General features: G+C 47.2%; 21 protein-coding genes, 1 tRNA gene and 1 riboswitch. Of the genes, 16 read left to right on the top strand and 6 right to left on the bottom strand.

Annotated features, from left to right (window positions below; all coding sequences use genetic code 11):
* Positions 1-126: 126 nt before the first annotated feature.
* Positions 127-726, bottom strand: coding sequence for a CDP-alcohol phosphatidyltransferase family protein (locus ACTHTS_RS07780; RefSeq protein WP_308538645.1), 600 nt, complete (start codon positions 724-726; stop codon positions 127-129).
* Between the two features lie 71 nt (positions 727-797).
* A riboswitch (PreQ1 riboswitch) is annotated at positions 798-843 on the top strand.
* A gap of 3 nt (positions 844-846) precedes the next feature.
* Here ACTHTS_RS07780 and queC point away from each other — a divergent pair.
* Positions 847-1,506, top strand: a complete 660-nt coding sequence (gene queC, locus ACTHTS_RS07775) for a 7-cyano-7-deazaguanine synthase QueC (protein WP_440369711.1) — start codon at positions 847-849, stop codon at positions 1,504-1,506.
* Between the two features lie 95 nt (positions 1,507-1,601).
* Here the strand turns inward: queC and ACTHTS_RS07770 are convergent, their stop codons facing one another.
* The gene (locus ACTHTS_RS07770; RefSeq protein WP_440369710.1) at positions 1,602-2,663 is read right to left on the bottom strand and encodes a L,D-transpeptidase; all 1,062 of its coding nucleotides are present in this window, start codon (positions 2,661-2,663) and stop codon (positions 1,602-1,604) included.
* A 139-nt stretch (positions 2,664-2,802) separates the two neighbouring features.
* Between ACTHTS_RS07770 and rlmD the strand changes: the two genes are divergently transcribed.
* From rlmD to ACTHTS_RS07725, 9 genes are all read left to right on the top strand, one after another.
* Entirely contained in the window at positions 2,803-4,128 is a 1,326-nt protein-coding gene (rlmD, locus tag ACTHTS_RS07765) for a 23S rRNA (uracil(1939)-C(5))-methyltransferase RlmD (RefSeq protein ID WP_440369709.1), read from the top strand.
* A 124-nt stretch (positions 4,129-4,252) separates the two neighbouring features.
* Entirely contained in the window at positions 4,253-5,728 is a 1,476-nt protein-coding gene (locus ACTHTS_RS07760) for a 23S rRNA methyltransferase (protein WP_440369708.1), read from the top strand.
* A 23-nt stretch (positions 5,729-5,751) separates the two neighbouring features.
* Positions 5,752-6,855 carry a response regulator gene (locus ACTHTS_RS07755; RefSeq protein WP_440369707.1) on the top strand — a complete coding sequence of 368 codons (1,104 nt, stop codon included), beginning with the start codon at positions 5,752-5,754 and terminating at the stop codon, positions 6,853-6,855.
* 10 nt (positions 6,856-6,865) lie between these two features.
* Positions 6,866-7,402, top strand: a complete 537-nt coding sequence (locus ACTHTS_RS07750; RefSeq protein ID WP_003748733.1) for a GTP-binding protein — start codon at positions 6,866-6,868, stop codon at positions 7,400-7,402.
* Between the two features lies 1 nt (position 7,403).
* Positions 7,404-8,045, top strand: a complete 642-nt coding sequence (locus ACTHTS_RS07745) for a peptidase M23 (protein ID WP_440369706.1) — start codon at positions 7,404-7,406, stop codon at positions 8,043-8,045.
* A 39-nt stretch (positions 8,046-8,084) separates the two neighbouring features.
* Positions 8,085-8,444, top strand: coding sequence for a roadblock/LC7 domain-containing protein (locus ACTHTS_RS07740; RefSeq protein ID WP_003679682.1), 360 nt, complete (start codon positions 8,085-8,087; stop codon positions 8,442-8,444).
* A 98-nt stretch (positions 8,445-8,542) separates the two neighbouring features.
* A tRNA-Asn gene (locus ACTHTS_RS07735) sits at positions 8,543-8,618 on the top strand.
* Positions 8,619-8,815: 197 nt separating this feature from the next.
* The gene (locus tag ACTHTS_RS07730) at positions 8,816-9,607 is read left to right on the top strand and encodes a fimb protein (RefSeq protein WP_440369705.1); all 792 of its coding nucleotides are present in this window, start codon (positions 8,816-8,818) and stop codon (positions 9,605-9,607) included.
* Positions 9,608-9,867: 260 nt separating this feature from the next.
* On the top strand, positions 9,868-11,427 hold the full coding sequence (locus tag ACTHTS_RS07725; protein ID WP_440369704.1) for a TerC family protein: 1,560 nt from the start codon (positions 9,868-9,870) through the stop codon (positions 11,425-11,427).
* Between the two features lie 63 nt (positions 11,428-11,490).
* Here ACTHTS_RS07725 and ACTHTS_RS07720 read toward each other — a convergent pair whose 3' ends face one another.
* On the bottom strand, positions 11,491-12,594 hold the full coding sequence (locus tag ACTHTS_RS07720; RefSeq protein ID WP_440369703.1) for an anhydro-N-acetylmuramic acid kinase: 1,104 nt from the start codon (positions 12,592-12,594) through the stop codon (positions 11,491-11,493).
* A 153-nt stretch (positions 12,595-12,747) separates the two neighbouring features.
* Here ACTHTS_RS07720 and ACTHTS_RS07715 point away from each other — a divergent pair, with 153 nt between their 5' ends.
* Positions 12,748-14,322 carry an inorganic phosphate transporter gene (locus ACTHTS_RS07715; protein ID WP_440369702.1) on the top strand — a complete coding sequence of 525 codons (1,575 nt, stop codon included), beginning with the start codon at positions 12,748-12,750 and terminating at the stop codon, positions 14,320-14,322.
* A gap of 332 nt (positions 14,323-14,654) precedes the next feature.
* Here the strand turns inward: ACTHTS_RS07715 and ACTHTS_RS07710 are convergent, their stop codons facing one another.
* The 3 genes from ACTHTS_RS07710 to secA all read right to left on the bottom strand — a co-directional run bounded on the left by ACTHTS_RS07710 (position 14,655) and on the right by secA (position 19,196).
* Positions 14,655-15,092, bottom strand: a complete 438-nt coding sequence (locus ACTHTS_RS07710; RefSeq protein WP_063075611.1) for a ProQ/FINO family protein — start codon at positions 15,090-15,092, stop codon at positions 14,655-14,657.
* Positions 15,093-15,209: 117 nt separating this feature from the next.
* On the bottom strand, positions 15,210-16,310 hold the full coding sequence (gene aroC, locus ACTHTS_RS07705; protein WP_440369701.1) for a chorismate synthase: 1,101 nt from the start codon (positions 16,308-16,310) through the stop codon (positions 15,210-15,212).
* A 132-nt stretch (positions 16,311-16,442) separates the two neighbouring features.
* Positions 16,443-19,196 carry a preprotein translocase subunit SecA gene (gene secA, locus ACTHTS_RS07700; RefSeq protein WP_440369700.1) on the bottom strand — a complete coding sequence of 918 codons (2,754 nt, stop codon included), beginning with the start codon at positions 19,194-19,196 and terminating at the stop codon, positions 16,443-16,445.
* Between the two features lie 154 nt (positions 19,197-19,350).
* Between secA and ACTHTS_RS07695 the strand changes: the two genes are divergently transcribed.
* The 5 genes from ACTHTS_RS07695 to dapE all read left to right on the top strand — a co-directional run bounded on the left by ACTHTS_RS07695 (position 19,351) and on the right by dapE (position 23,146).
* A complete protein-coding gene (locus tag ACTHTS_RS07695; protein ID WP_440369699.1) occupies positions 19,351-19,773 on the top strand; it encodes a DciA family protein in 423 nt (140 codons plus the stop codon).
* A 291-nt stretch (positions 19,774-20,064) separates the two neighbouring features.
* Positions 20,065-20,643 (top strand): azurin, encoded by a 579-nt coding sequence (gene azu / locus ACTHTS_RS07690; RefSeq protein WP_003748712.1) that lies wholly within the window; start codon positions 20,065-20,067, stop codon positions 20,641-20,643.
* Between the two features lie 92 nt (positions 20,644-20,735).
* Positions 20,736-21,245 (top strand): hemerythrin domain-containing protein, encoded by a 510-nt coding sequence (locus tag ACTHTS_RS07685; RefSeq protein ID WP_285071123.1) that lies wholly within the window; start codon positions 20,736-20,738, stop codon positions 21,243-21,245.
* Positions 21,246-21,279: 34 nt separating this feature from the next.
* Positions 21,280-21,900: a glucose-6-phosphate 1-dehydrogenase family protein gene (locus tag ACTHTS_RS07680; protein ID WP_004519621.1), complete on the top strand. Its 621-nt coding sequence runs from the start codon at positions 21,280-21,282 to the stop codon at positions 21,898-21,900.
* 112 nt (positions 21,901-22,012) lie between these two features.
* Positions 22,013-23,146 (top strand): succinyl-diaminopimelate desuccinylase, encoded by a 1,134-nt coding sequence (gene dapE / locus ACTHTS_RS07675; RefSeq protein WP_440369698.1) that lies wholly within the window; start codon positions 22,013-22,015, stop codon positions 23,144-23,146.
* The last annotated feature ends 86 nt before the right edge of the window (positions 23,147-23,232 follow it).

Genomic DNA, 23,232 nt, shown 5'->3' with positions numbered 1-23,232 from the left:
TGAATAAAAGGCCGTCTGAAACCGATAGTTTATGGTTTCAGACGGCCTTTTTTGTTTTCAGTAAAACGGGGTGATGGGTTTAAATATTCTAATCAATGATGATTAACCCGAGAACGTGGATAAGTTTCAGACGGCCTTCAAGCCATTGATGACACGTTTGTAGCAGGTGTAAACCAGTGCCGCGCAGGCCAGCCACATAAGGATATAGAAAAGAGAATGGAAGCTGCCGGCGATTGCATACCATACTGCCAATGCGCCGATAAAGAATGCACGGTCGCTTTTGCCGAATGGCCCGTCATAACGACGGCCGTTGCCATGAACTTGTCCCAAAACGCCGCAAAATTCAGTCATTGCCGCCAGCCAAATAAACAGGGCAATTTGCACGCCGCCGAAGGGCGCGATAAAGGCAAAAGGCAGATACAAAGCAGCATCGGCGACAATATCGGTGATTTCATTCAAATAACCGCCTAATGCCGATTGCTGGCCGAACTCCCGTGCCAGCATACCGTCCATCGCATTCAGCGCCATACGGATGAACAACCAGATCGGCAAAAGCCAGAATAATGTGGATATACCTGCAAACAATGCTAAAAGCAAACCGATCAAAATGGAAACGGCGCAGGCAAACAGGGTAACCTGATTGGCAGTAATGCCTTTTTGATACAGTCGCTTAACAATGGGGCGCAACAGGTTTTGGAATTTTGGTTTCAGGGCGTAGATGCTCATAATTATGCTATATAAAAGAAAATGAAGTGCCGTGATTATAGACGAAATCCGTTATAATCCGTCAATCTTCGAATCACGCGGTTCGCAAACCTCCCGCGTTAACAAAACTAGGAATTTACTATGGAAAAACAGCAGGCCCTCGTTATTTTTTCGGGCGGGCAGGATTCAACAACCTGCCTGATTCAGGCAATTCAAACATATGGCCGTGAAAATGTGCAGGCCATCACTTTTCAATATGGACAACGCCACGCCATTGAATTGGAGCGCGCGCGTTGGATTGCCCAAGATTTGGGCGTGAAGCAGACGGTACTCGATTTGAGCCTGATGCAACAGATTACGCATAACGCCTTGATGGATGATACGGTATCCATTGAAACAGCTTCAGACGGCCTGCCCAATACATTTGTAGATGGACGCAATGCTTTGTTTTTGCTGTATGCCGCCATTTACGCCAAAGGGCAGGGAATACGCCATATCATTGCCGGCGTGTGCGAAACCGATTTTTCGGGTTATCCCGACTGTCGCGATGTGTTCGTCAAGTCGATGAATGTCACATTGAATCTGGCCATGGATTACGCTTTTCAAATCCACACGCCCTTGATGTATTTAACCAAAGCGCAAACTTGGGCATTGGCGGATGAAATGGGTGTGTTGGATTATATTCGCGAGCAGACGCATACCTGTTATAACGGCATGGTCGGTGGTTGTCATGAATGTCCGAGCTGTATTTTGCGCGAGCGCGGCTTGTCAGAATATTTGGAAAATAAAAAGGCCGTCTGAATTAAGAGGGGCATATATTTCCAATATCCAGTTGTACGAAAAGGCCGTCTGAAAAATTCATTTCAGACGGCCTTTGGCTATGTATTTTGTTCTGCTTAGAACAGCAAATCTGCCGGTTCGCTGCTTGCCGGAGCATCTTTCACAGGAGCAGAGGCCGGGGCAGTAGCCGGTTCGGAAGCGGCTTTAGGCGCGGAAGCAGGAGCATCGGCCGGAGTGGTTGCCGGTTTGGCAGCAGGTTTTGCCGGTTTCACCGGAGTCGGATGAACGCTTTGTTTCGGTTCGGATGCTGCCTTATTTGTATCGTCGGTAGCATCGACTTCGATTTCAGTTCCTTGAGGCAATACTACATCTTTAGCAGGAGCCGGTTTCGGCATGACTTTAGGTTTGCTGTAAGCATCCGTGCCGCTGGTCCATGCCAAAGATTTCAAAGGCGATTTGAGTTTCACGCCTTTGGCGCAGGTCAGACAGTTTGCTGCGCCGGTGCGTCCTTTCAGGATTGCATCTACACGTGCAGCAGGGATGGTTTTACCGTGCGCTTTTGCCCAGGCAGCAATGCTTTTTTTCAGGGCAGCCGTATCAAGGTTTTTCTTGTCGTATGGGTCGCGATAGGCAGCCAACCACAAGTTTTGGTTGGCATCTTCGTTCAGGCTCGCCATTTGGTAGATAACGGAGGCAGGAGAACCTGTTGCGATGGTTTTGGCGAATTCTAATGCATCAGGCGATTTCATGCGCACGCAACCATGGCTGCGGACGCCGGGTACGCTGGCAGGGGCATTGGTGCCGTGAATGCCAAGGCTTAATTTAGGGTCGCCAAGACGGACAAATACCGGGCCCAGCGGGTTATTTGGGCCGGCCGGTACGCTTTTAACGCCGTCATTGCGTTCTTTTTGGATAGATTTAGGGATATGCCAAACCGGGTTGTAGGCTTTTGCGCCGATTTTATGTTCGCCCAGATTGGTTTGAGTCATGGCTTTGCCGACGGCAACAGGATAAATTTTGCTCAGTTTGCCGTTGTCGTAGAGGAACAAACGCTGTTGCGTAATATTGATAACGACGTGTTGTCCGGAAGAGGCGGGGGAGACGTCTGGAATAAGTGTGTTTGCAGCAGCGGCTGAAGTTAAAAGGGCGGCTGTCAGGCCGAATAGTATTTTTTTCATGTCGTCTTTTTTTGTAGGGTTTGAAACGAAAGTTTTTGGCGCATGATACCTGAAACTCTGTGTTTTTGTGAGAAAATATGCGCTTTCGGTATTGGAAGACAGTCAAACGGTCGGGTAGCGGCTGAGTGGCGGAAACGGTATGGGTGTGAAAGAACAGTATCAAGAGACGGAAGTTTTTTCTTTGGATTATGAGGGTAGGGGTGTTGCCAGAGTTGATGGGAAGACTGTATTTATCGGCGGTGCGCTGCCTGGAGAGCGTGTAACGTTTACCATTCATAAAGAGAAAAAGCAGTTTGCCGAGGCTCAAGTTGAAAAGGTTTTGAAGGCTTCTTCCGAACGTGTCGAGCCGGCGTGTTGCTATTTTGATACATGTGGCGGATGTTCGCTTCAACATGTTTCTTTTGGAGCGCAAGTTGCGTTAAAGCAACGGATTTTGGAAGAGCAGTTGGAACGGATAGGTAAGGTCAAGCCTGAGATAATTTTACCCCCTTTATATGGTTACTCCTGGTATTATCGCGATAGAGCACGTTTAAGTGTTTCGGTGGATAAACAAGGCCGTCTGAACCTCGGTTTTCAGGCCAAAAAAAGCCATGATGTCGTCAATATCCGCCATTGCCATATTTTGCCTAAGCATGTGTCCGATAGATTGTCTGATGTCCGTAATTTGCTGCAAAAGCTGCATGATGATGGTGTAAAAGTGAAATTTGTTGAGTTTTATTGCGGGAAAAATGTGACGGTGCTCAACATTCGTTTCGTAAATCAACCGTTTGGACAAATATTAAGCGAATTGCGTAATTGGTTTGATAAGATATTGTCGGGTGCTGAAAAGGCATGGCAAATATGGTTGCAGGATCATGCCGAGTCCTTGCCGTTTTACCCTGAGAACGCGCCTGACCTGAACTATACTTTTACTCAGTTTGATGTGGAAATGCCTTACAAACCCGGTGATTTTACGCAGATTAATGCGCAGCTGAACGAAGTGATGGTGGCAAGGGCGGTCAGACTTTTAAACCCTCAAAAAGGGGAGCGGATTGCCGATCTGTTTTGCGGTTTGGGCAATTTTAGTTTGCCGCTGGCGAAAAGTGGCGCATCGGTTGTCGGTATTGAAGGTGCTGGTTATTTGGTGGATAGGGCAAGGGAAAATGCTCGCCTGAATCGTTGTGCCGAGAATATGACGTTTTCTGTTGTAGACTTATTCGATACCGATGAAAAGACTGTTGAGTCATGGGGACAATTTGACAAGATGTTACTCGATCCGCCGAGAAGCGGTGCTTATGCTGTTGTCAAATCGCTACACAAACCGTTTTTGCCTCAGAAGATAGTGTATGTTTCGTGTAATCCATCAACATTTGCACGAGATGCCGGTGTCTTGGTTGATAAGGGCTATAAGTTTAAGGCGGCGGGAATCATGAATATGTTTGCACAAACCTCGCATGTTGAATCCATCGGTGTGTTCGAGTTGTAAATTGGTATCAAGTCCTTTATGTGAGTAGGGTTTTTAATGTAAAAATGAGTGCATTCATGTTATCATCATTCGTTTGGGGAATGAATAACGTTGAAGTTGCGTGTAAAGCAACAGATGTTAATAAATGCAGTTTGCAGCACAAGACCGGGAGGTGTTCTTGAACTATCAACTTTTAACTATTTTTTTGCTGGTGCTTTTTTTGCTGGTGTTGTTTTTTGTTCGTCATAAACAAAGTAACAATTCAGACAAACAAAGCGCACATGCATCAAAAAGCGGCCGTACATCTGCTGCTCATACAGCCTCCTCTGAGGATGGAAACGACTGGATTGAGAAGGTCAACCAGACAGTTTCCAATGCGGATAATCAAGACTGGGAATGGGGTGGAAGTGGCTCAAACGATGCAACAGCTTCTGTCTCCGCACAAGAAGTCGATCCGTTGACCGAATATCAGGTTTATAAACAGTTCGGCTATGAGAGTAAGGCTGCAGAGTCTTTGGCCGGTTATCTCAATACTTTGGAAGACGGTGCTCCGGAAAAGCTGGTTCATGAATTAATTGGTTTGAATCTGCGAGTTGGCAATATCGATATGCTGGCGGATACGCTTGAGCGCCATAGTGCTTCCCTTTCTGAAGACAGCGTAGCCGAATACCTGAAAGCCGGTCTGGCTTTGGATTCTACCAACCTACGCCTGCGTGTTTTCGCTGAGCATCATCTCGGTTGGAATATGCAGGAAGTGGACCGTCAAATTGGCGAACGAAGCGGTTTGGAAGTTGCTTCCGACGAGCATATTGCCTTTGAGAGCGATTCGGTTGAACGCATTGTCGTCCCCGGTATGGGCAAACGTGCGCCTATCGTATTAGGCAAGAAAGATTTTGGCGAAATCAGCCCTGAAGAAATGGGTGCGGTTATTGGTTTTGCCAAACCGGAGCGCAGTGCAAAAATCCTGAAAGACAAGATCAGCTACGAGACTGCTTTGCATCAATACAACAAAGCAATCCAAACTTCTGCGAAGCCTGCTGGTCTCATTATCGATGCCTTGCGTCTGGATTATCAGAATGAAGAAGTAGGGCAGTTTGCCAAGCATCTGTGGAAGCTTTACCACTCTTTGGGTCAATATGGCCGTCAAGTAAAAGAACGTATGCTTGGTTGGGGTTATAGCCTTGGTTATCACGAAATTTTTGATGATTTGGAAAAAGGCCCGTCTGAGCAGCAAATTAAAGAGATTGGCTTAAAGCGCGGTTATATTCAGCCAAGTTCTTTGCAGATGAAAGCCAAATATCGTGAGTTGGTTCAAAAAGACTCTTCAATCATCAGCGCCAGCTCTTCACCTGCAGATGAAGCCCTGAAAGAAGTGGAATCTTTGTTGGCCTACGGTCAGTTGGATTTGGCCATCGGTACTTTGGAACAGGCTGTTTTGCAGTATCCTCAAGAATCGCAGTTGTACATTATCTTGTTTGATTTGTACGAACGCGTTGAAGATTGGGGACGTTTGGAACAATTTCTGCGCTTGTTGCGTGAGCGCGTTGTCAGCCTGCCTGAAGAGGTTGTTTTGGCAATGAGCCGTCTCTTGCAACGAATGAACCAATATTCAAAAAAATAAGATAATCGTAGAAAGTACGAGTGATGAATAATCATTTACCAAAAATTAAAACCATACGGGTTATGTTACAGGAGATGGGTGAGCAACAGCAGGCGGTATTCCGTATGGCATTTAAAATGCACAATACGACGAATTACGTCATCGTTTCCCTTGATTCTGATGAAAAACCGGATTTGGTATTGGTTGATACCGATACTCCGGCAGGTGTAGAAGCTTGGAAAGAGTCGAAGAAAACTTATCCGGAAGTACCTGTGGCGATGTTTTCTTCCGAGTTGCCGACAGTAACGACTCCTTATTTGGCTAAGCCGGTCAAATTCGATACCTTATTTCCTGTTTTGCGCAGCTTGGCTCAAGGCGGCAATGTTTTTGAGCCGTCTGAGCAACAAGCGGCTGAAGAAAATAAAAGACAATCAAATTCCGATGGCACAAAAAAAGCAACTATTCGCCGATTTAATCCAAATAAAGGCTTGTTGGGCGCGCTGAAATTTGCCAGTCAAGGCCATCAAGATGTTGCCGTCTTGCATGAAGGCAAGCCGATATTAATCGTGTTTCCTAGCATCCAGCGAGTGCTGCTGACAGTCAGTGCCAATGAGTTGGAGAAATTGTGTAAAAACGATAACTTGGCAGTCGTATGTAAGGCTGTTCCTGATAATCCGCAATGGAAAGAAAAAGCCAAAGTTACCATTATGTCATGCTTGTGGCAGATGGCCATTTGGACTGCATCAGGCCGTCTGATTTATCCGATGACGCCGCAAACGGTCTTTACACTCAAGCGGTGGCCAAACTTAACCCGTTTGGCACATGTTCCGGAATCTATGCGTTTGTCGGCATTTCTGACAAAAACGTCTGTTAATTTGAACATCCTCTATAAAGTCATGCCTTTAGAAATGCCTGATATTTTGAACTATTTATCGGCAACATATATGACGGGCTTTTTGGCGACAGATACAGAGTTTGCAACTGATGCGAACAATACGCCTTCGTTGAACGAACAGATTGATGTGAATAGCAAAGACGTACCTGAAACAGCAATGAGCAAAGAGGCTCAAAAAATTGCCGGTCCGTCGAAAGAACAACCTCGCGGTCTGTTGCAACGCCTGATGCGTAAGTTGCTGGGTAAATCGTAAAGGACACGTCATGAAAGAAAATAAAATTATCTTTACCGGTCCTGTTGGCGTAGGTAAAACCACTGCAATTTCAGCTTTATCTGATGAACCACCGGTTCAAACCGATGCATCCGCATCCGATATGACACTTGTCCGCAAGGGGTACACGACTGTGGCGATGGACTACGGTGTCATTCATTTGGATGAGGAAACCAAGGTTCACCTATATGGTACGCCTGGTCAGGAGCGTTTTAATTTCATGTGGGAAATTCTGAGCCAAGGCAGTATGGGCTTGGTACTTCTTTTAGATAATACAAGAAGCAATCCATTGAAAGACTTGCAATTCTTCTTGGATGCATTCCGGGAATTGCTGAAAAAAGCGCCTTTGGTTGTAGGGGTAACGAAGATGGATATTCGATCCTTACCAAGCGTGGATGTTTATCAAAAATATTTAGCACAGAATAATTTTAATGTACCGGTTTTTGAGATTGATGCGCGTCGAGAAGACGATGTAAAACAATTGGTTACTGCCATGTTGTTCTCAATTGACCCCGGATTAGAGGTATAAGATGGAAGCGACACTCTCTTTACAAGCAAATTTATATCCTAAGATTACACCGGCGGGTGCGTATTATGCTGTTTCAAGTGATACGCCCAGTGCCAGCAGAACTTTATTGTATGGTCTGTTGCGTGCAGAGCCGTCTGAAACCATCAGCAGCGAAAAAATCTTGGCGTGGGCGGATACCAGTGACATCAATACCGCGTTGAACCTGCTGTACCGCCTCCAACGCTTGGAATTTTTGTATGGTGATGAGGAAATCAGCACAGATGATATCCATTTGACTGACGAGCAATTGCCGACATTGTTAGAACAGTTGTCTAATTCTGGCAAAGCTTTATTGGCTGATAAAAACGGTTTGTATTTCGCCAATGCTAATTTTCATCACGAGGCTGCGGAAGAGTTGGGCCTTTTGGCGAGTGAAGTGGCTAAAATGGAAGACAATCACCGTCTTTTGATTCGCAATAACCTGCATATCAATAATAGTGCATGGGGTATTTGTGATCCTTCAGGCCAAAGTGAATTGACCTTTTTCCCTCTGTATATTGGCATGACCAAGCTGATTTTGGTAATTGGCGGAATGCCTGACTTAAATAAAGAGGCTTTTGTTACTTTGGTTAAAGTGCTGTACCACCGATACGGCAGCCGTTGATTTTTGCCTGACCGATATTTATTTTAGAATGGAGCGACTATGCAACAACTATTAATCTCTGTATTAAGCGATTTGAACAATACCTCTGCGGATATCACTGCTTCTGCAGTTATTTCTACAGACGGCCTGCCGATCGCAACCATGCTGCCTTCCCACCTGAATGCAGACCGTGTAGGCGCGATGTCGGCAACGCTTCTGGCATTGGGCAATCGTTCCGTACATGAGTTGGCTTGCGGTGAGTTGGATCAGGTAATGGTTAAAGGTAAAAATGGCTATATTCTGTTGAGTCAAGCAGGTGAAAATGCAGTGTTAGCATTGATGGCAAAAGAAAGCGGTAAATTGGGCTTGATTTTGTTGGATGCGAAACGTGCGGCCAAACAAATTGCTGAAATCTTATAAAAGTTTTATAAATTAAAAAGATATAAAAATATTTTTGTTTTTATATAGATTGTTGCTTGACAGATTTCTGATATTTTCTATATAATTCGATCTTTAATTCCCCGATAGCTCAGTCGGTAGAGCGACGGACTGTTAATCCGCAGGTCCCTGGTTCGAGCCCAGGTCGGGGAGCCAAATTTTAAAACCACCATCTTACATGGTGGTTTTTATTTTATCTATTTATTGGTATTTTTAACATATTGATAATGCGTGGTGAGATGGTTGTACTCAATGCGTCAATTTTCAGACGGCCTACCAGCATATTTAAATATCTCATTTATTTTTTAAGCTATACATAATATGTATAGAAAAATAATATCTTATTGTTATCTATGGAAAACGCACATACATTACATTCTTCATCACGCTTTCGGTTCGCATTAAAAAATGCGGCATGGCATTTGTTAATTAGTCTAATTTTGGCTGGATTGACCGCTTTGTTGGTATTCGGAGTTTGGTATCCTTATCCGTATGCCGAGCTAACAGGCGGATTGGCTTTATATAAACTGGTTATTTCAGTAGATATTGTTTGTGGCCCGTTGCTGACTTTGATTCTTGCCAGTCCGAGCAAGAAACTTAAAGAGAGGATTATTGATTTTTCCTTAATCGGCATGATTCAGCTGGCTGCTTTAATTTATGGTTTGTACAGCGTATCTTTGGCGCGTCCAGTGGTTTCCGCATTCGAAACCGATAGGATAAATGTGGTAACTGCTGCAGAAATTAATATAAATGATTTGCGCCATGCCCCGAAGGATTTGCAGGATTTATCTTGGTTTGGCGTGCGCCGTGTTGGGTTGCGTGAAGCAACGAATCCGGATGAGGTTAACCAAAGTCTTGATTTGTCTTTGAAAAGTATTGAACCGAGTATGAGGCCCTCTTGGTGGTTACCAGATTCTCAGCAGGAACGTGAGAAAATTCGTAAGGTAATGAAACCGTTGTCTGTCTTGGCAAAAGCCCGTGGCATAAGTGAGGAATCAATTTTTAAACAGGCTTCATTGGAAAACAATGGGAAAGAGTTGTATTTCTTGCCGTTTACCAGTGCGCGAAGTAAAGAATGGGTTGTGATATTGAATGATCAGGCAGATTTCTTGGGTTATGCGCCGATTGATGGTTTTATCAAGTAAGAAAAGGCCGTCTGAAAGCTGGTAAGTGCTGGTATAGGCTGTTTTTAAAAGAAAATATGCTGTAAGATTTTGCCTTTCTTTCGTCAAACTGATAAACTGTTTGCCATTATTTTTGACCGAGGCATAAATTTTTCATGAAAGACGCAGAGCAGAGTAGTTGTTATACCGCTTCTTTCCCTTTATTTATGTCCGAACTTTGGCAGTCTGTCCGTTTTAAGCGGAACGGCTGCCTTTTTGTATTTTAAAGGAACGCAATCATTATGGATTTCAGTTGGTTGGCCGAGCCGCATACATGGATAGGCTTTGCCACGCTTCTGGTTTTGGAAGTTGTTTTAGGTATTGATAACCTTGTTTTCGTAGCGATTTTGGCAAACAAGGTCAAACCGTCGCAACGGGATAGGTCGCGGATAACGGGCTTGGGTTTGGCTGTCGTTATTCGGATTTTTATGCTGGGCTTTATGGCGCACATCATGACGCTGACGCGTCCTTTGTTTGAGTTGGGCGGTTTGGAGATTTCCGGTAAAGACATGATTATGTTTGCCGGCGGTATTTTTCTGCTTTATAAAGCGACTACCGAGCTGCACGAACGCCTTGAAGGCCACAATCAATTTGCTGTTGCTGAAGGGCAGAAGAAGCATTCTGCTTTTTGGGGCGTTGTGGCGCAAATCTTGATTTTGGATGCGGTTTTCTCTATCGATTCTGTTATTACGGCAGTGGCGATGGTGGATCATATTGTGGTGGCAATGGGTGCGGTTGTTGTGGCGATGACGGTGATGATTTCTGCCAGCAAACCGTTGACTGCATTTGTCGACAAGCATCCGACCGTTGTGATGTTGTGTTTGGGTTTCTTGTTAATGATTGGTTTCAGCCTGATTGCGGAAGCCTTCCATTTCCATATTCCGAAAGGCTATTTGTATGCGGCGATCGGCTTCTCAATTTTGATCGAACTGTTTAATCAGGTTTCGCAAAAGAATGCCCGCAAAAATGACTACATCAGCACTTCTTGGCGTAAGCGTACCGCTGAAAATGTGTTGGGTATGATGGGTATCCGCGAAAGCATTTTGGCAAAAGCAGGCGATAATGGTGGCGATGACGAGCATTTTGAAGAAAACGAAAAATCCATGATTCGCAGCGTGCTGACTTTGGCGGAACGCCCGATTATGGGCGTGATGATTCCGCGTCGGGAAATCGAGAAATTGGATATTTCCCAAAGTCGGGAAGAACAAAATGCGCAGTTGAAAAATACGCCGTATAGCCGTTTGTTGGTTGTCGGCAAGGCAGGTGTAGATGAGCCTTTGGGCTATATCAGTAAAAAAGATTTACTGAACCAGCTGCTTGAATCGGGAGAAATCAATATTCAGACGGCCTTGCGCCAGCCATTGATTTTACCGGACAGTACGACGGCGTTGAATGCGATTGAATTGTTCCGTCAAAGCAGCGCAGATTATGCGTTGGTGGTGGATGAGTTTGGCGCGGTGTTGGGTATGGTGACCATGAAAGATTTGTTGGAAACCATTGCCGGTGAGTTCCCTGAAGAGTTTGAGCGTGAGGAAGAAGAAGCTGCTCCAGCCAGTCAGGATGAAACGCTGTCTGTGGATGGTGCATTGGAGTATGTGGAATTGGCTTCTCAGTTAAATCTGCCTGCTCAAGAGGAAGACGCGGACTTTCATACCGTTGCCGGCTTGATTATGGAAGAATTGCAAAGTATTCCTGATGTGGGCGATTTCATCGATTACCATGGTTGGCGTTTTGAAGTGGTTGAGAAGGACGGACAACGTATTGCCCGTGTGAAAATCAACCGTTTGCCGGAAGAAGAATAAGTAAAGGCTAATATAGTAAAGGCCGTCTGAAAATGTTCAGACGGCCTTTTTATTGATTCAACTTTAGTTACCGTAATGTCCTGAGCCTAAGATTCGGTGTGAATGTGCGCCGGTTGCATGGTGGGGATTGCTCGGAACTTGATTGCACCAACAGGCGGCAAGCCAGGCAAAAGCGGCGGCTTCGACCCATTGCGGATCAAGATGGAGCTTAGCTGTGCTGTGCAATTTGGTGTCGGGAGAAAACAGGGTTTCCAAGTCTTGCATTAACACCGGATTGCGGATGCCGCCGCCGCAGATATAAAGATGATGAATTGCCGGAGCAGCTTGTTTGGTCGCATCAAAAATGGTTTGTGCGGTATAAAAGACCAATGTGCGTATCACATCTTCCGGCTTTTCATTACCTTTCAGATGGCCTTGAAGCCAGCTTAGGGAAAACAACTCTCGGCCTGTACTTTTGGGATAAGGGCGGCTGAAGTAAGGATGGTCAAGCAGGTTAGCGAGCAGGTCGGGGAGGATTTTGCCTTGTGCGGCTTTTTCCCCGTTTTTGTCGTAAGGCTGCTGCCAAATATGTTGCATCCATGCATCCATCAACATATTTCCAGGGCCGGTATCGAAGCCGAAAGAAGGGCTGTCGGGCGGGAGGATGCTGATATTGGAAATGCCGCCAATGTTGAGTACGGCGCGGGTTTCATTCGCATCTTGAAACAGCGCTTCGTGAAAAGCGGGGACGAGGGGCGCACCTTGACCGTTACAGGCAAGGTCGCGGCTGCGGAAGTCTCCGACCGTGAAAATGCCGGTCAGTTCGGCTAAAAGCGAGAGGTTAACCAGTTGAATGCTGTAACCGTGTTCAGGCGCATGGCGGATGGTTTGTCCGTGGCAGCCGATTGCGGTAATGTCTTTAGCCGACAGGTTTTGCTCTGTTAACAGTTGTTGGACGGTTTGGGCGTATAGGCGGCTGAGTGTTTGCGCCAGGATATTGCTTCTGTGCAATTCATTTTCGCCTATGTCTTGCAGTGCCAACAATTCTTGGCGCAGGCCGTCTGAATAGGGTAGAAAGCTGTGGGCAACAGCGCGTTGCCATTGCTTGCCCTGCATTTGAATCAGTACGGCATCGGCACCGTCCATGCTGGTTCCGGACATGATGCCGATATAGTATTGGGGTTGCATTTCGGTTACAGAAAGAGAAGGTAAAATGACATTTTAACGCCTTTTGACGTTTTTACGGGAATTTCGGCATTTAATGTAAATAGTTGGTGCAAGAAAGATTACAAAGAGGTTAAAATAACGCGACTCAACATGTTTTCCAAAAGGAAACTTTCCATGGCTCAAACTCAGTCGAGTGCGAACTTGAAGCTGATTAATACGGTTTTTGCCGCTATGCTTGTGAGCATGGTCGGCTATTTTATTTATTGGGGCCTGGGTTATACCCACTACAACCACTCCGGCCTGTTTATCCTTGCTACCTTTTTCGGCGTCTTCATGGCGTTTAATGTGGGTGGTAACGATATTGCCAACTCTTTTGGTACAAGTGTCGGCTCCGGCACATTGACCATTCCGCAAGCCTTGCTGATTGCGGCAGTATTTGAAGTCAGCGGCGCAGTGATTGCCGGCGGTGAGGTAACAGACACCATCCGTAAGGGTATTGTCGATTTGAATGGCATGCATCTGGATCCGATGCAGTTTGTCTTTATTATGATGTCTGCGCTTTTGGCTGCGGCATTGTGGCTGCTTTTCGCATCGCGCAAAGGCCTGCCGGTTTCTACGACACACGCCATTATCGGCGGTATTGTCGGTAGCGCCCTGTGTATGGCGGCATTGAACGGTGTGGATTCCGTTGCGCTGATTCAATGGGACAAGTTGGGCGAAATTGCCTTGTCTTGGATTTTGTCTCCGGTATTGGGCGGCATCGTTTCTTATCTGTTGTTTTCACGAATTAAGAAAAACGTTTTGGACTACAACTCTTGGGCCGATAATACGCTCAAAGGCATCAAGTTTGAGAAGAAAGCCTATAAAGAAGAGCATCGCCTGTTTTTTGAAGCCTTGAGTGAATCTGAAAAAGTCGAATACGCCACCAAAATGGCGCACGATGCCCAAATTTATGATGAGCCGGACTTTGATCCTGAAGAATTGCAGTCTGAGTATTATCGCGGTCTGCACCACTTTGACAGTCGTAAGGGCGAAGTAGATTCTTACAAAGCTCTGCATTCTTGGGTGCCGTTTATTGCTTCTGTCGGCGGCATGATGATTGCTGCCATGTTGATTTTCAAAGGTCTGAAAAATCTGCATTTGGGCATGAGCAACGTCAACAGCTTCCTGACCATTTTCATGATCGGCGCGGCTATTTGGATGGGTACGTTTGTATTCGCCAAAAGTTTGAAACGCAAAGATTTGGATAAATCGACCTTCCAAATGTTCTCATGGATGCAGGTATTTACCGCTTGCGGTTTCGCATTCAGCCATGGTGCGAACGATATTGCCAATGCGATTGGTCCGTTTGCCGCAATTATGGATGTGTTGCGTACCAACAGCATTACCGCTCAAAACGCTGTGCCGCCGATTGCCATGTTGACTTTCGGTATCGCTTTGATCGTCGGCTTGTGGTTTGTCGGTAAAGAAGTGATTAAAACCGTGGGTACCAGCTTGGCAGAAATGCACCCCGCGTCAGGTTTTTCTGCAGAGCTTTCTGCCGCCGCCGTCGTGATGGCCGCATCATTTATGGGCTTGCCTGTTTCCAGTACCCATATCTTGGTGGGTGCAGTTTTGGGTATCGGCTTGGTTAACCGCAATGCCAACTGGAAATTGATGAAACCGATCGGCCTTGCTTGGGTTATTACCTTGCCTGCAGCTGCCGTTTTGTCTGTTGTCAGCTATTTGGTTTTGCAAGCCGTGTTTTAATTGATTATTTGATTTAAAAAGGCCGTCTGAAAGATATTTCAGACGGCTTTTGCTTATTTTTGTAAGGGGTAGATTTTAGTTTATTTTAACGATGCATAAATTGTTTGTCCTGATACAAGAATAATCAAGGTAATAGAGAAATACCTTATTGAGAATAGCTTAGAAAAGATTTTGATTTCAAAACTTAGCTTAGTGAGGGTAAAAAAGCTATTTTTAATCAGTCCACTATAAGGCTAAGGCAATAAAAAGCCCTAATTCATCGACGTGAAAGATGTCGTATTGAATTAGGGGCTCTATTTATTTAGTGCAAGCCTTATCAGGCCGTCTGAACATTATTCAGCAGCTTCGTTGGTCTCAGCTTGTACAGGAGCTGTTTCCGCTTCAGCGGTAGCTTTAGCGGCTTGGCGTTCGGCTTGTGCAGCTAATGCCTGTTGAACGGCTGGGTGCTGTTGGGCGATGGTTTGTTCTTCTGCGCTGACTTCGCCTTTGAAGCGGTTGTTCAAGTCAAAACGTTTGCCGCCGCGCGCCAGGGCTTTCAGATAGCGCGGACGGCGGCAGTGGTTGGCCAGTACGCGTGCAATCAGTGCAGGGTCGTATTGGGGCAGGGCGGCAACCAAGTCTTGGTCGATACCGACGGCCAACGGTTTGAATCGTTTGAATACATCATATTTGCCGTAAATGTGGTCGGCAATCATGTCTGTCTGTTTTTTCTTGCTCATGGTTTGGACGGCAGATTTCAGCGCAGCGCCCAAAGCGGTTTCTTGTGCCATTGCGGTTGTATTCCTCTAATATAAATCCGTATTTTCGTCATACGGCAATAAGGTGCTATTGTAGTATAAAGACTGTGATTTGGCTAAATTTTTCTGAGAATATTCAGAAATAAACGGTTATTTTTCCAATTTGGCAATGTCCGGTGTATTAACCTGAACATCGGCATTTTGCGCACGATGGCGTAAGGCGTGGTCGATCAAGACCAATGCCAGCATGGCTTCTGCAATCGGAGCGGCGCGTAATCCGACGCAGGGGTCATGGCGGCCGTGTGTGGCGAGTTCGATGTGGTTGCCTTCTATATCGATGCTGCGGCGCGGTGTGGCGATGGAGCTGGTCGGTTTGATGGCAATATTTACATGAATGTCTTGTCCGGTGCTGATGCCGCCCAAGATGCCGCCTGAGTGGTTGGATAGAAAGCCTTGAGGCGTGAGCTCGTCGCCATGCTCGCTGCCGCGTTGCGTTACGCTATTAAAACCTGCACCGATTTCAACGCCTTTGACGGCATTAATGCCCATCATGGCATAGGCAATTTCTGCATCGAGGCGGTCAAAAACCGGTTCGCCCAGGCCAACAGGGACGTTGGCTGCTTCGATATGAAGTTTTGCGCCGACAGAATCCAATGATTTGCGCACGCTGTCCATATAGTTTTCCAAGTCCTCAATTTGGCTTTGGTTGGCGGCAAAAAAAGGGTTTTGGGAAATATATTCGTAACCTTCAAACTGGATTTCTTTTTCGCCTACTTGGGTAACGTAGGCGGTAATTTCCGTGCCGAATTTTTCTTTCAGCCATTTTTTCGCAACTGCTCCGGCTGCAACGCGGGCAGCGGTTTCGCGGGCGGAACTTCTACCGCCGCCGCGATAGTCGCGTGTACCGTATTTGTGCCAGTAGCTGTAATCGGCATGTCCGGGGCGGAAACTGGTGGCGATATTGCCATAGTCTTTACTGCGTTGGTCGGTATTGCGGATTAGGAGGGCGATGGGTGTGCCGGTGGTTTTGCCTTCGAATACGCCGGAGAGGATTTCGACTTGGTCGGCTTCGCGGCGTTGGGTAACGTGGCGGCTGGTGCCGGGTTTGCGACGGTCAAGGTCATATTGGATATCCGCTTCGCTCAATTCTAATCCGGGCGAGCAGCCGTCGATAATGCAGCCCAAGCCTGCGCCGTGGCTTTCGCCGAAAGTGGTAACGGTAAAGATTTGTCCGAAGGTATTGCCTGCCATAGGGATACTCTTTTGAAATTGGGTTTGGAAATTTTTTACTTGTTTGGATAATTCTCAGGCCGTCTGAACAGATGTGAGAACGAAATCAAAGATTCTCGTTTCACCGTTCAGACGGCCTTTTGAGATGACTGCTTAGTTCAATTTACCGTGGCACTGTTTGTATTTCAGGCCGCTGCCGCAAGGGCAGGGATCGTTGCGGTGAACAATCAGGCCGTTTTGTGCAAGCGCTTCAGGGCTGAAGTCTGTGCCGTCAGGGTCGAACGCTTCGGTAACCAAATCGGTTTGCGATTGACCGAGCAATTCTTCCATATCAGGCGCATCGGAGTGGACGGTTTGAACATCGCTGACGCTTTGTGCGGCAGTGTGGTCGTATTCACTGTTGCGCTCGATTTGAACGGCAGTCAGTAAAGCGGCAATGTTTTGTTTGATACCGCGCCACAGGTTTTCAAACATGGCGAAAGCTTCGCGTTTGTATTCCTGTTTCGGATTTTTCTGAGCATAGCTGCGCAGATGGATACCTTGGCGCAAGTAGTCCATAGCGGCGAGGTGTTCGCGCCATTGGTTGTCGATAACTTGCAGCATAACATTGCGTTCGAAGTCTGACATAGCCTGTTTGCCGACCAATTCGACTTTTTCGGCATACTCGTCTTCGATGCGCTTGATGAGGCGTTCTTTAATGTCTTGGTTGTCCAAAGTGCTGTCTTCTTTCAGCCAGCCTTTAATATCGACATGCAGGCGGAAATCGGCTGCAAGTTGGTGCTCCAGTGCCGGAATGTCCCATTGCTCTTCCATGCTGTCAGGTGGGATGTGGTAATCAACCAAGTCGCTGATAACGTCGGCGCGGATTTCGCGGGTCAAATCGCTGACGTCTTTGCTGGTCAGGATTTCGTTACGTTGATGGTAAATCACTTTACGTTGGTCATTGGCAACGTCATCGTATTCCAAAACCTGTTTACGCATATCGAAGTTGCGGCCTTCGACTTTACGTTGTGCGCCTTCGATTTGACGGGTCAGCAGGCCGTGTTCGATGGCGACGCCGCGCTCAGGTGCCAGGCGGTTGAGGATGGCGGCGGCACGGTCGAGTGCAAACAGGCGCAATAATGGGTCTTCAAACGACAGATAGAAACGGCTGGAGCCGGGGTCGCCCTGACGGCCCGCACGACCGCGCAACTGGTTGTCGATACGGCGGCTTTCATGGCGTTCTGTACCGATAATGTGCAAACCGCCTGCGGCCACAACTTGGTCGTGTTCGGCTTGCCAACCGCTTTCAAGGGCTGAAATTTGCGCTTGTTTTTGCTGTTCGCTCAGGGTTTCATCGGCGTGGATGGCTTCGATTTGATGTTTGAGGTTGCCACCCAAGACAATATCGGTACCGCGGCCTGCCATGTTGGTGGCAACGGTAATTGCGCCGACTTTACCGGCTTGAGCCACAATCAATGCCTCGCGCTCGTGTTCTTTGGCGTTCAGAACGTTATGCGGCAGACCGGCTTTGTGTAACAAGTCAGAAACCAGTTCGGAGTTTTCGATGCTGGTGGTACCGACCAAAACCGGTTGGCCGTTTTTGTGGCATTCGGCAATGTCTTTGACAACGGCTTCAAATTTTTCTTCGGCTGAGCGGAAGATTTGGTCGTTGAAGTCTTTGCGTTGTATCGGACGGTTGGTCGGGATGATGACGGTTTCGAGGTTGTAAATGCTTTGGAACTCGAAGGCTTCGGTGTCGGCCGTACCGGTCATGCCGGACAGTTTGCTGTACAGGCGGAAGTAGTTTTGGAAGGTAATAGAGGCAAGCGTTTGGTTTTCGCGTTTGATTTCTACGCCTTCTTTGGCTTCAACGGCTTGGTGCAAGCCTTCGGACCAACGGCGGCCGGCCATCAGACGGCCTGTGAATTCGTCCACAATCACGATTTCACCGTCTTGAATAACGTAGTGTTGGTCTTTGTGGAACAGGGTGTGCGCACGTAATGCCGCCATGAGGTGGTGCATCAGGGAAATATTGGCGGCAGAGTAGAGCGAGTCGTTTTCCTGTAATAAGCCCATTTGGGTCAGGATTTGCTCGGCGTGTTCGTGACCGGCTTCGCTTAGTATAACTTGGTGTGCTTTTTCGTCCACCCAGTAATCGCCTTCGCCTTCTTCGGTTTCTTGGCGGATAAGGTGGGCCGGAACGGCATCCATCACGCGGTAGAGCTGGATGTTGTCATCTGCCTGGCCGGAAATAATCAGCGGCGTACGCGCTTCGTCGATCAGAATGGAGTCCACTTCGTCGACAACGGCAAAGTTCAATTCGCGCTGAACTTTGTCGTATTGGTCGGTCACCATATTGTCGCGCAGGTAGTCGAAGCCGAATTCGTTGTTGGTGCCGTAAGTAATGTCGGCACCGTAAGCGGTTTGGCGTTCGAAAGGTTGCAAATCGGCTACGATCACGCCGACGCTCAAGCCTAAGAAATTGTACAACGGCTCCATAATGCCTGCGTCACGGGAGGCGAGGTAGTCGTTGACGGTAACGACGTGTACACCTTTTCCTGACAATGCATTCAGGTAAACGGCAAGGGTGGCCACCAATGTCTTACCTTCACCGGTACGCATTTCGGCGATTTTGCCGTTGTGCAGGACCATACCGCCGATCAGCTGTACATCGAAGTGGCGCATGCCCAATACGCGGCGGGATGCCTCGCGGCAGACGGCAAAGGCTTCAACCAAAATATCATCTAGCGTTTGTCCGTCAGCGAGGCGTTGTTTGAATTCGGCGGTTTTGGCCTGTAAATCTGCGTCGCTCAACGCTTTCATCTGTTCTTCGAGTGCATTGATTTTAGCAACGGATTTACGATATTGTTTCAGCAGGCGGTCGTTGCGGCTGCCGAAGATTTTCTTAGCAATGTTTGTCAGCATGAATAATTCCTGCGCCTTGATATAATAGTGGGCGAAATTGGGATTTTAACACAAGCGCTTGTATAACGCGGTAATGCTGTTTGAAATAAAGGTGGTTTTGCTGTATTTCAATTGTAATTGTTTGGTTAATTTACTGAAAGGCCGTCTGAAATATATGGATTTAGCACAATTGGGCAAGCGCGACCGTTTATTGGCGGTCTTGTTGCAACAATCGCAACAATGGCGGAAATTGGATGCAAAAATCAAAACGGTTTTGCCGATCAACCTGCATCCGCATTTTCAGACGGCCTGTATTGAAGACGGAAGACTGGTTTTGCTGGCCGCCAACAATATGGCTGCTTCGCGTTTGAAAATGATCCTGCCTGCCATGTTGCCCAAGTTGCAAGCATTGCATGACGGAATACGGGAAGTGGTGGTCAGGGTGGTCCCCAAACCTCCTCCTCAGCCGAAAACCAACAGCTTGCGATTGAGCGAGGCTGCTTTGGACAGCTTCGATGCGGCTGCGGCCAAATTGGAAGGCAAGCATCCCGAATTGGCAGCGGCATTGGCAGAATTGGTACGCAAGCACAGCCGCTAAAATCATGCCGAATGAGATTATGGTTAATAAATGTTAAAACTTATTTCATTTGACTGATAGCATCTAATACTAAAGAAATACGACCTAAACAGTAACTGTTTTCTTTTAGGTAAACTGATGTAAACTTGGCCTGAAATTTTGATTTCGTGTGAAGTTTGTAGCAAAATAACGTCTGAATTTCTTATCACTCTGCGTGAATAAGTTTAAGTTTGACATTTGCCTTTGTTAATATATTCGCGCGGGTTCTATTAATAGAACTTAACAAGACTCTCATCATTAGGAGATACATCAATGAAAGCTTATCTGGCTCTGATTTCCGCTGCCGTTATCGGCTTGGCTGCATGCTCTCAAGAAGCTGCAAAACCTGCTGAAGCACCTGCTGCTTCCGCTGCTTCTGAAGCTGCTCCTGCAGAAACTACTGCACCTGCCGATGCCGCTCCTGCCTCTGAAGCTGCTCCAGCCGATGCTGCCGCCGCTCCTGCTGCCGGCAACTGCGCAACTACTGTTGAAGCCAACGACGCTATGCAGTTCAACACTAAAGAAATCCAAGTAAGCAAAGCTTGTAAAGAATTCACCATCACTTTGAAACACACTGGTACCCAACCTAAAGAAAGCATGGGTCACAACATCGTCATCGGTAAAGCCGAAGACATGGACGGTATTTTCAAAGACGGTGCCGGTGCTGCTGCAACTGACTACGTTAAACCTGACGACGCACGCGTTGTTGCCCACACCAAACTGGTTGGCGGCGGCGAAGAAGCTTCCCTGACTCTGGATCCTGCTAAATTGGCCGGCGGCGAATACAAATTCGCTTGTACCTTCCCAGGTCACGGCGCTTTGATGAACGGTAAAGTTACTTTGGTTGACTAATCCGCCTCAAGCTCGAAAACAGACAGCCTGCCTTGCGCAGGCTGTTTTGTTATAATCTGGAAACATTAATTTAAGAATAAAACCTCAAAACCATGAATCCGTTTGAAACCAAAAGCGTTACTTTTGCCGAACCCATTGAAATGTTGTACGCCTGTCATGGCAAAGTACGCCGTTTCTGCAGCCAGGTTGCCATGTTGTCGGACTATATTGCCGAAAACGGCTGCAATCAAATCGTTTTGCAAACCATCCGCCAAATTGCCCAGTATTTCAACGTTGCCGCGCCGTTACACCATGAAGATGAAGAAGAAAACTTCTTTCCGCTTTTGTTGCAATATGCGCCGCAAGCCCAAGAAAGCGTTGACGAGCTGTTGCGCCAACATATCAGCCTGCATAGCAACTGGGACGGCGTAGCGGCTGAATTTGCCAAGCTTGAAGCGGACAACGCCTATATCCCTGATGCCGAAGCATTCAAACGTTTTGTCGCAGGATATGATATTCATCTGGCGATTGAAGAGCCGCTGTTTGATATGGGCAAAACCTTTATCCCCAAAGAAAAACTGACCGAAATCGGCGAAATTATGGCCGCACGCCGCCGCAAATAAGGTCGTCTGAAACAATCGTCTCAAGGAATACACTATGCTGACCCCAAAAAGTTGCGATTTGTTCAATATCCCTTTTTTCCAGTTTTCCCAGCTTAAAAAATACCAGCCTGAAAGCATTCCGCAAATCAAGGCAGACTATAAAGAAAACTGGCAGGTATGGCAGCAGCTGATCCAGCAGGTTGCCGCCGAATTGGGTGCACCGTTTGCGCCGCCGCATATCGAACGCTGGTGTAACGGCTGGCAAGTTCGCGCTCATTTCTTTGCCTATTTCAAATACGAACAATATAAAAATTCCGCAGCGATTTTATCGATTTTGCTGAATCGCCGCCGTTTGAGTGTCAGCTTGGATTGGCACTGCTATAAAGCCGATGTTTCACCTATTGCGCTGCCTGATTACAACCGCTGGCTGGATAATTTTGATACTGAAAAATACGCTTCATTCGATATGTGGCACGGTGCGGAAAGCGAATATGACGATTATCGTACCGTCGCCCAGCAAAGCGACGGCGATAGAAAGCTTCGAGACGACAAAGATTTCTTCTGTATCGGGAAGCACATCGAACGTGATGATTTAGGCAAGCAGGATGTCGCGAAATGGATAGTGGAAACAGTGGAAGACTTACTGCCACTTTATGAAGCTTGCCATGGAAAATAACTCAGAATACCGAAAGGCAGACTGCCCATTCAGTATCTTCAAATGAACTCAAGGCCGTCTGAAAATCATATTCAGAACGTTTCAGATGGCCTGTTTCTCAAAGTGAACAAATATGACCGAAACTAAATCCCTAGAACTTGCCAAAGAGCTGATTTCCCGCCCGTCCGTTACGCCGGATGATCAGAACTGCCAACAACTGCTGGCCGAACGCCTGCAAAAAATCGGTTTTGCCGTAGAAGAGCTTCATTTTGGAGACACCAAAAATGTTTGGTTACGACGCGGTACACAGGCTCCGGTGTTCTGCTTTGCAGGACATACCGACGTCGTGCCGACAGGTCCTGTTGAAAAATGGGATTCGCCCCCGTTTGAACCGACCGAGCGTGAGGGCCGTCTGTATGGTCGCGGCGCGGCGGATATGAAAACCAGCATTGCCTGTTTCATTACCGCCTGCGAGCGTTTCGTTGCCGAACATCCCGATCATCAAGGCAGCATTGCGCTTCTGATTACTTCCGACGAAGAGGGCGACGCGCTGGACGGCACGACCAAAGTCGTCGATGTATTGAAAGCGCGTGGAGAGTTGATTGATTACTGTATCGTCGGCGAACCGACTGCCGTGGATAAATTGGGCGATATGTTGAAAAACGGCCGCCGCGGCTCGTTGTCGGGCAACCTGACCGTCAAAGGCAAGCAAGGCCATATTGCCTATCCGCATTTGGCCATCAATCCCGTGTATACTTTTGCCCCGGCCTTGCTGGAGCTGACACAAGAAGTCTGGGATGAGGGCAACGAATACTTCCCCCCGACCAGTTTCCAAATTTCCAATATCAACGGCGGCACAGGCGCGACCAACGTCATTCCAGGCGAGCTGAACGTCAAATTCAATTTCCGTTTCTCTACCGAGTCCACTGAAGAAGGGCTGAAACAACGTGTCCACGCCATTTTAGACAAACACGGCGTGCAATACCATTTGCAGTGGTCTTGCTCAGGCCAACCGTTCCTGACTCAGGCAGGAAAACTGACCGACGTGGCACGCGAAGCCATTGCCGAGATTTGTGGTGTTGAGGCCGAATTGTCCACCACCGGCGGCACTTCGGACGGACGCTTCATCAAAGCCATTGCCAAAGAACTCATCGAGTTAGGCCCGTCTAACGCGACCATCCACCAAATCAACGAAAACGTACGTTTGGAAGATATTCCGAAACTGTCGGCAGTGTATGAAGGTATGTTGAAACGTTTGTTGAAGTGAAAAGGTTGTACCGTAGGCTTTGAAAAATGATAGGGCGAAACGATTCTTTTGCTCTTTCGGTTATCTCTTAAGTTATCGATAATTGA

This window comes from Neisseria sp. P0019.S003 (assembly GCF_051957115.1).
GTDB classification, from domain to species: domain Bacteria; phylum Pseudomonadota; class Gammaproteobacteria; order Burkholderiales; family Neisseriaceae; genus Neisseria; species Neisseria flavescens_D.
The sequence above is the reverse complement of the archived record's forward strand: the minus strand, read 5'-3'. Positions and strand labels throughout refer to the sequence as shown.

Bases quoted from the DNA above. Each gene is read 5' to 3' on its own strand.
- ACTHTS_RS07780 (WP_308538645.1), bottom strand. From the start codon at position 726: ATGAGCATCTACGCCCTGAAACCAAAATTCCAAAACCTGTTGCGCCCC.
- queC (WP_440369711.1), top strand. From the start codon at position 847: ATGGAAAAACAGCAGGCCCTCGTTATTTTTTCGGGCGGGCAGGATTCA.
- ACTHTS_RS07770 (WP_440369710.1), bottom strand. From the start codon at position 2,663: ATGAAAAAAATACTATTCGGCCTGACAGCCGCCCTTTTAACTTCAGCC.
- rlmD (WP_440369709.1), top strand. From the start codon at position 2,803: ATGGGTGTGAAAGAACAGTATCAAGAGACGGAAGTTTTTTCTTTGGAT.
- ACTHTS_RS07760 (WP_440369708.1), top strand. From the start codon at position 4,253: ATGCAGTTTGCAGCACAAGACCGGGAGGTGTTCTTGAACTATCAACTT.
- ACTHTS_RS07755 (WP_440369707.1), top strand. From the start codon at position 5,752: ATGAATAATCATTTACCAAAAATTAAAACCATACGGGTTATGTTACAG.
- ACTHTS_RS07750 (WP_003748733.1), top strand. From the start codon at position 6,866: ATGAAAGAAAATAAAATTATCTTTACCGGTCCTGTTGGCGTAGGTAAA.
- ACTHTS_RS07745 (WP_440369706.1), top strand. From the start codon at position 7,404: ATGGAAGCGACACTCTCTTTACAAGCAAATTTATATCCTAAGATTACA.
- ACTHTS_RS07740 (WP_003679682.1), top strand. From the start codon at position 8,085: ATGCAACAACTATTAATCTCTGTATTAAGCGATTTGAACAATACCTCT.
- ACTHTS_RS07730 (WP_440369705.1), top strand. From the start codon at position 8,816: ATGGAAAACGCACATACATTACATTCTTCATCACGCTTTCGGTTCGCA.
- ACTHTS_RS07725 (WP_440369704.1), top strand. From the start codon at position 9,868: ATGGATTTCAGTTGGTTGGCCGAGCCGCATACATGGATAGGCTTTGCC.
- ACTHTS_RS07720 (WP_440369703.1), bottom strand. From the start codon at position 12,594: ATGCAACCCCAATACTATATCGGCATCATGTCCGGAACCAGCATGGAC.
- ACTHTS_RS07715 (WP_440369702.1), top strand. From the start codon at position 12,748: ATGGCTCAAACTCAGTCGAGTGCGAACTTGAAGCTGATTAATACGGTT.
- ACTHTS_RS07710 (WP_063075611.1), bottom strand. From the start codon at position 15,092: ATGGCACAAGAAACCGCTTTGGGCGCTGCGCTGAAATCTGCCGTCCAA.
- aroC (WP_440369701.1), bottom strand. From the start codon at position 16,310: ATGGCAGGCAATACCTTCGGACAAATCTTTACCGTTACCACTTTCGGC.
- secA (WP_440369700.1), bottom strand. From the start codon at position 19,196: ATGCTGACAAACATTGCTAAGAAAATCTTCGGCAGCCGCAACGACCGC.
- ACTHTS_RS07695 (WP_440369699.1), top strand. From the start codon at position 19,351: ATGGATTTAGCACAATTGGGCAAGCGCGACCGTTTATTGGCGGTCTTG.
- azu (WP_003748712.1), top strand. From the start codon at position 20,065: ATGAAAGCTTATCTGGCTCTGATTTCCGCTGCCGTTATCGGCTTGGCT.
- ACTHTS_RS07685 (WP_285071123.1), top strand. From the start codon at position 20,736: ATGAATCCGTTTGAAACCAAAAGCGTTACTTTTGCCGAACCCATTGAA.
- ACTHTS_RS07680 (WP_004519621.1), top strand. From the start codon at position 21,280: ATGCTGACCCCAAAAAGTTGCGATTTGTTCAATATCCCTTTTTTCCAG.
- dapE (WP_440369698.1), top strand. From the start codon at position 22,013: ATGACCGAAACTAAATCCCTAGAACTTGCCAAAGAGCTGATTTCCCGC.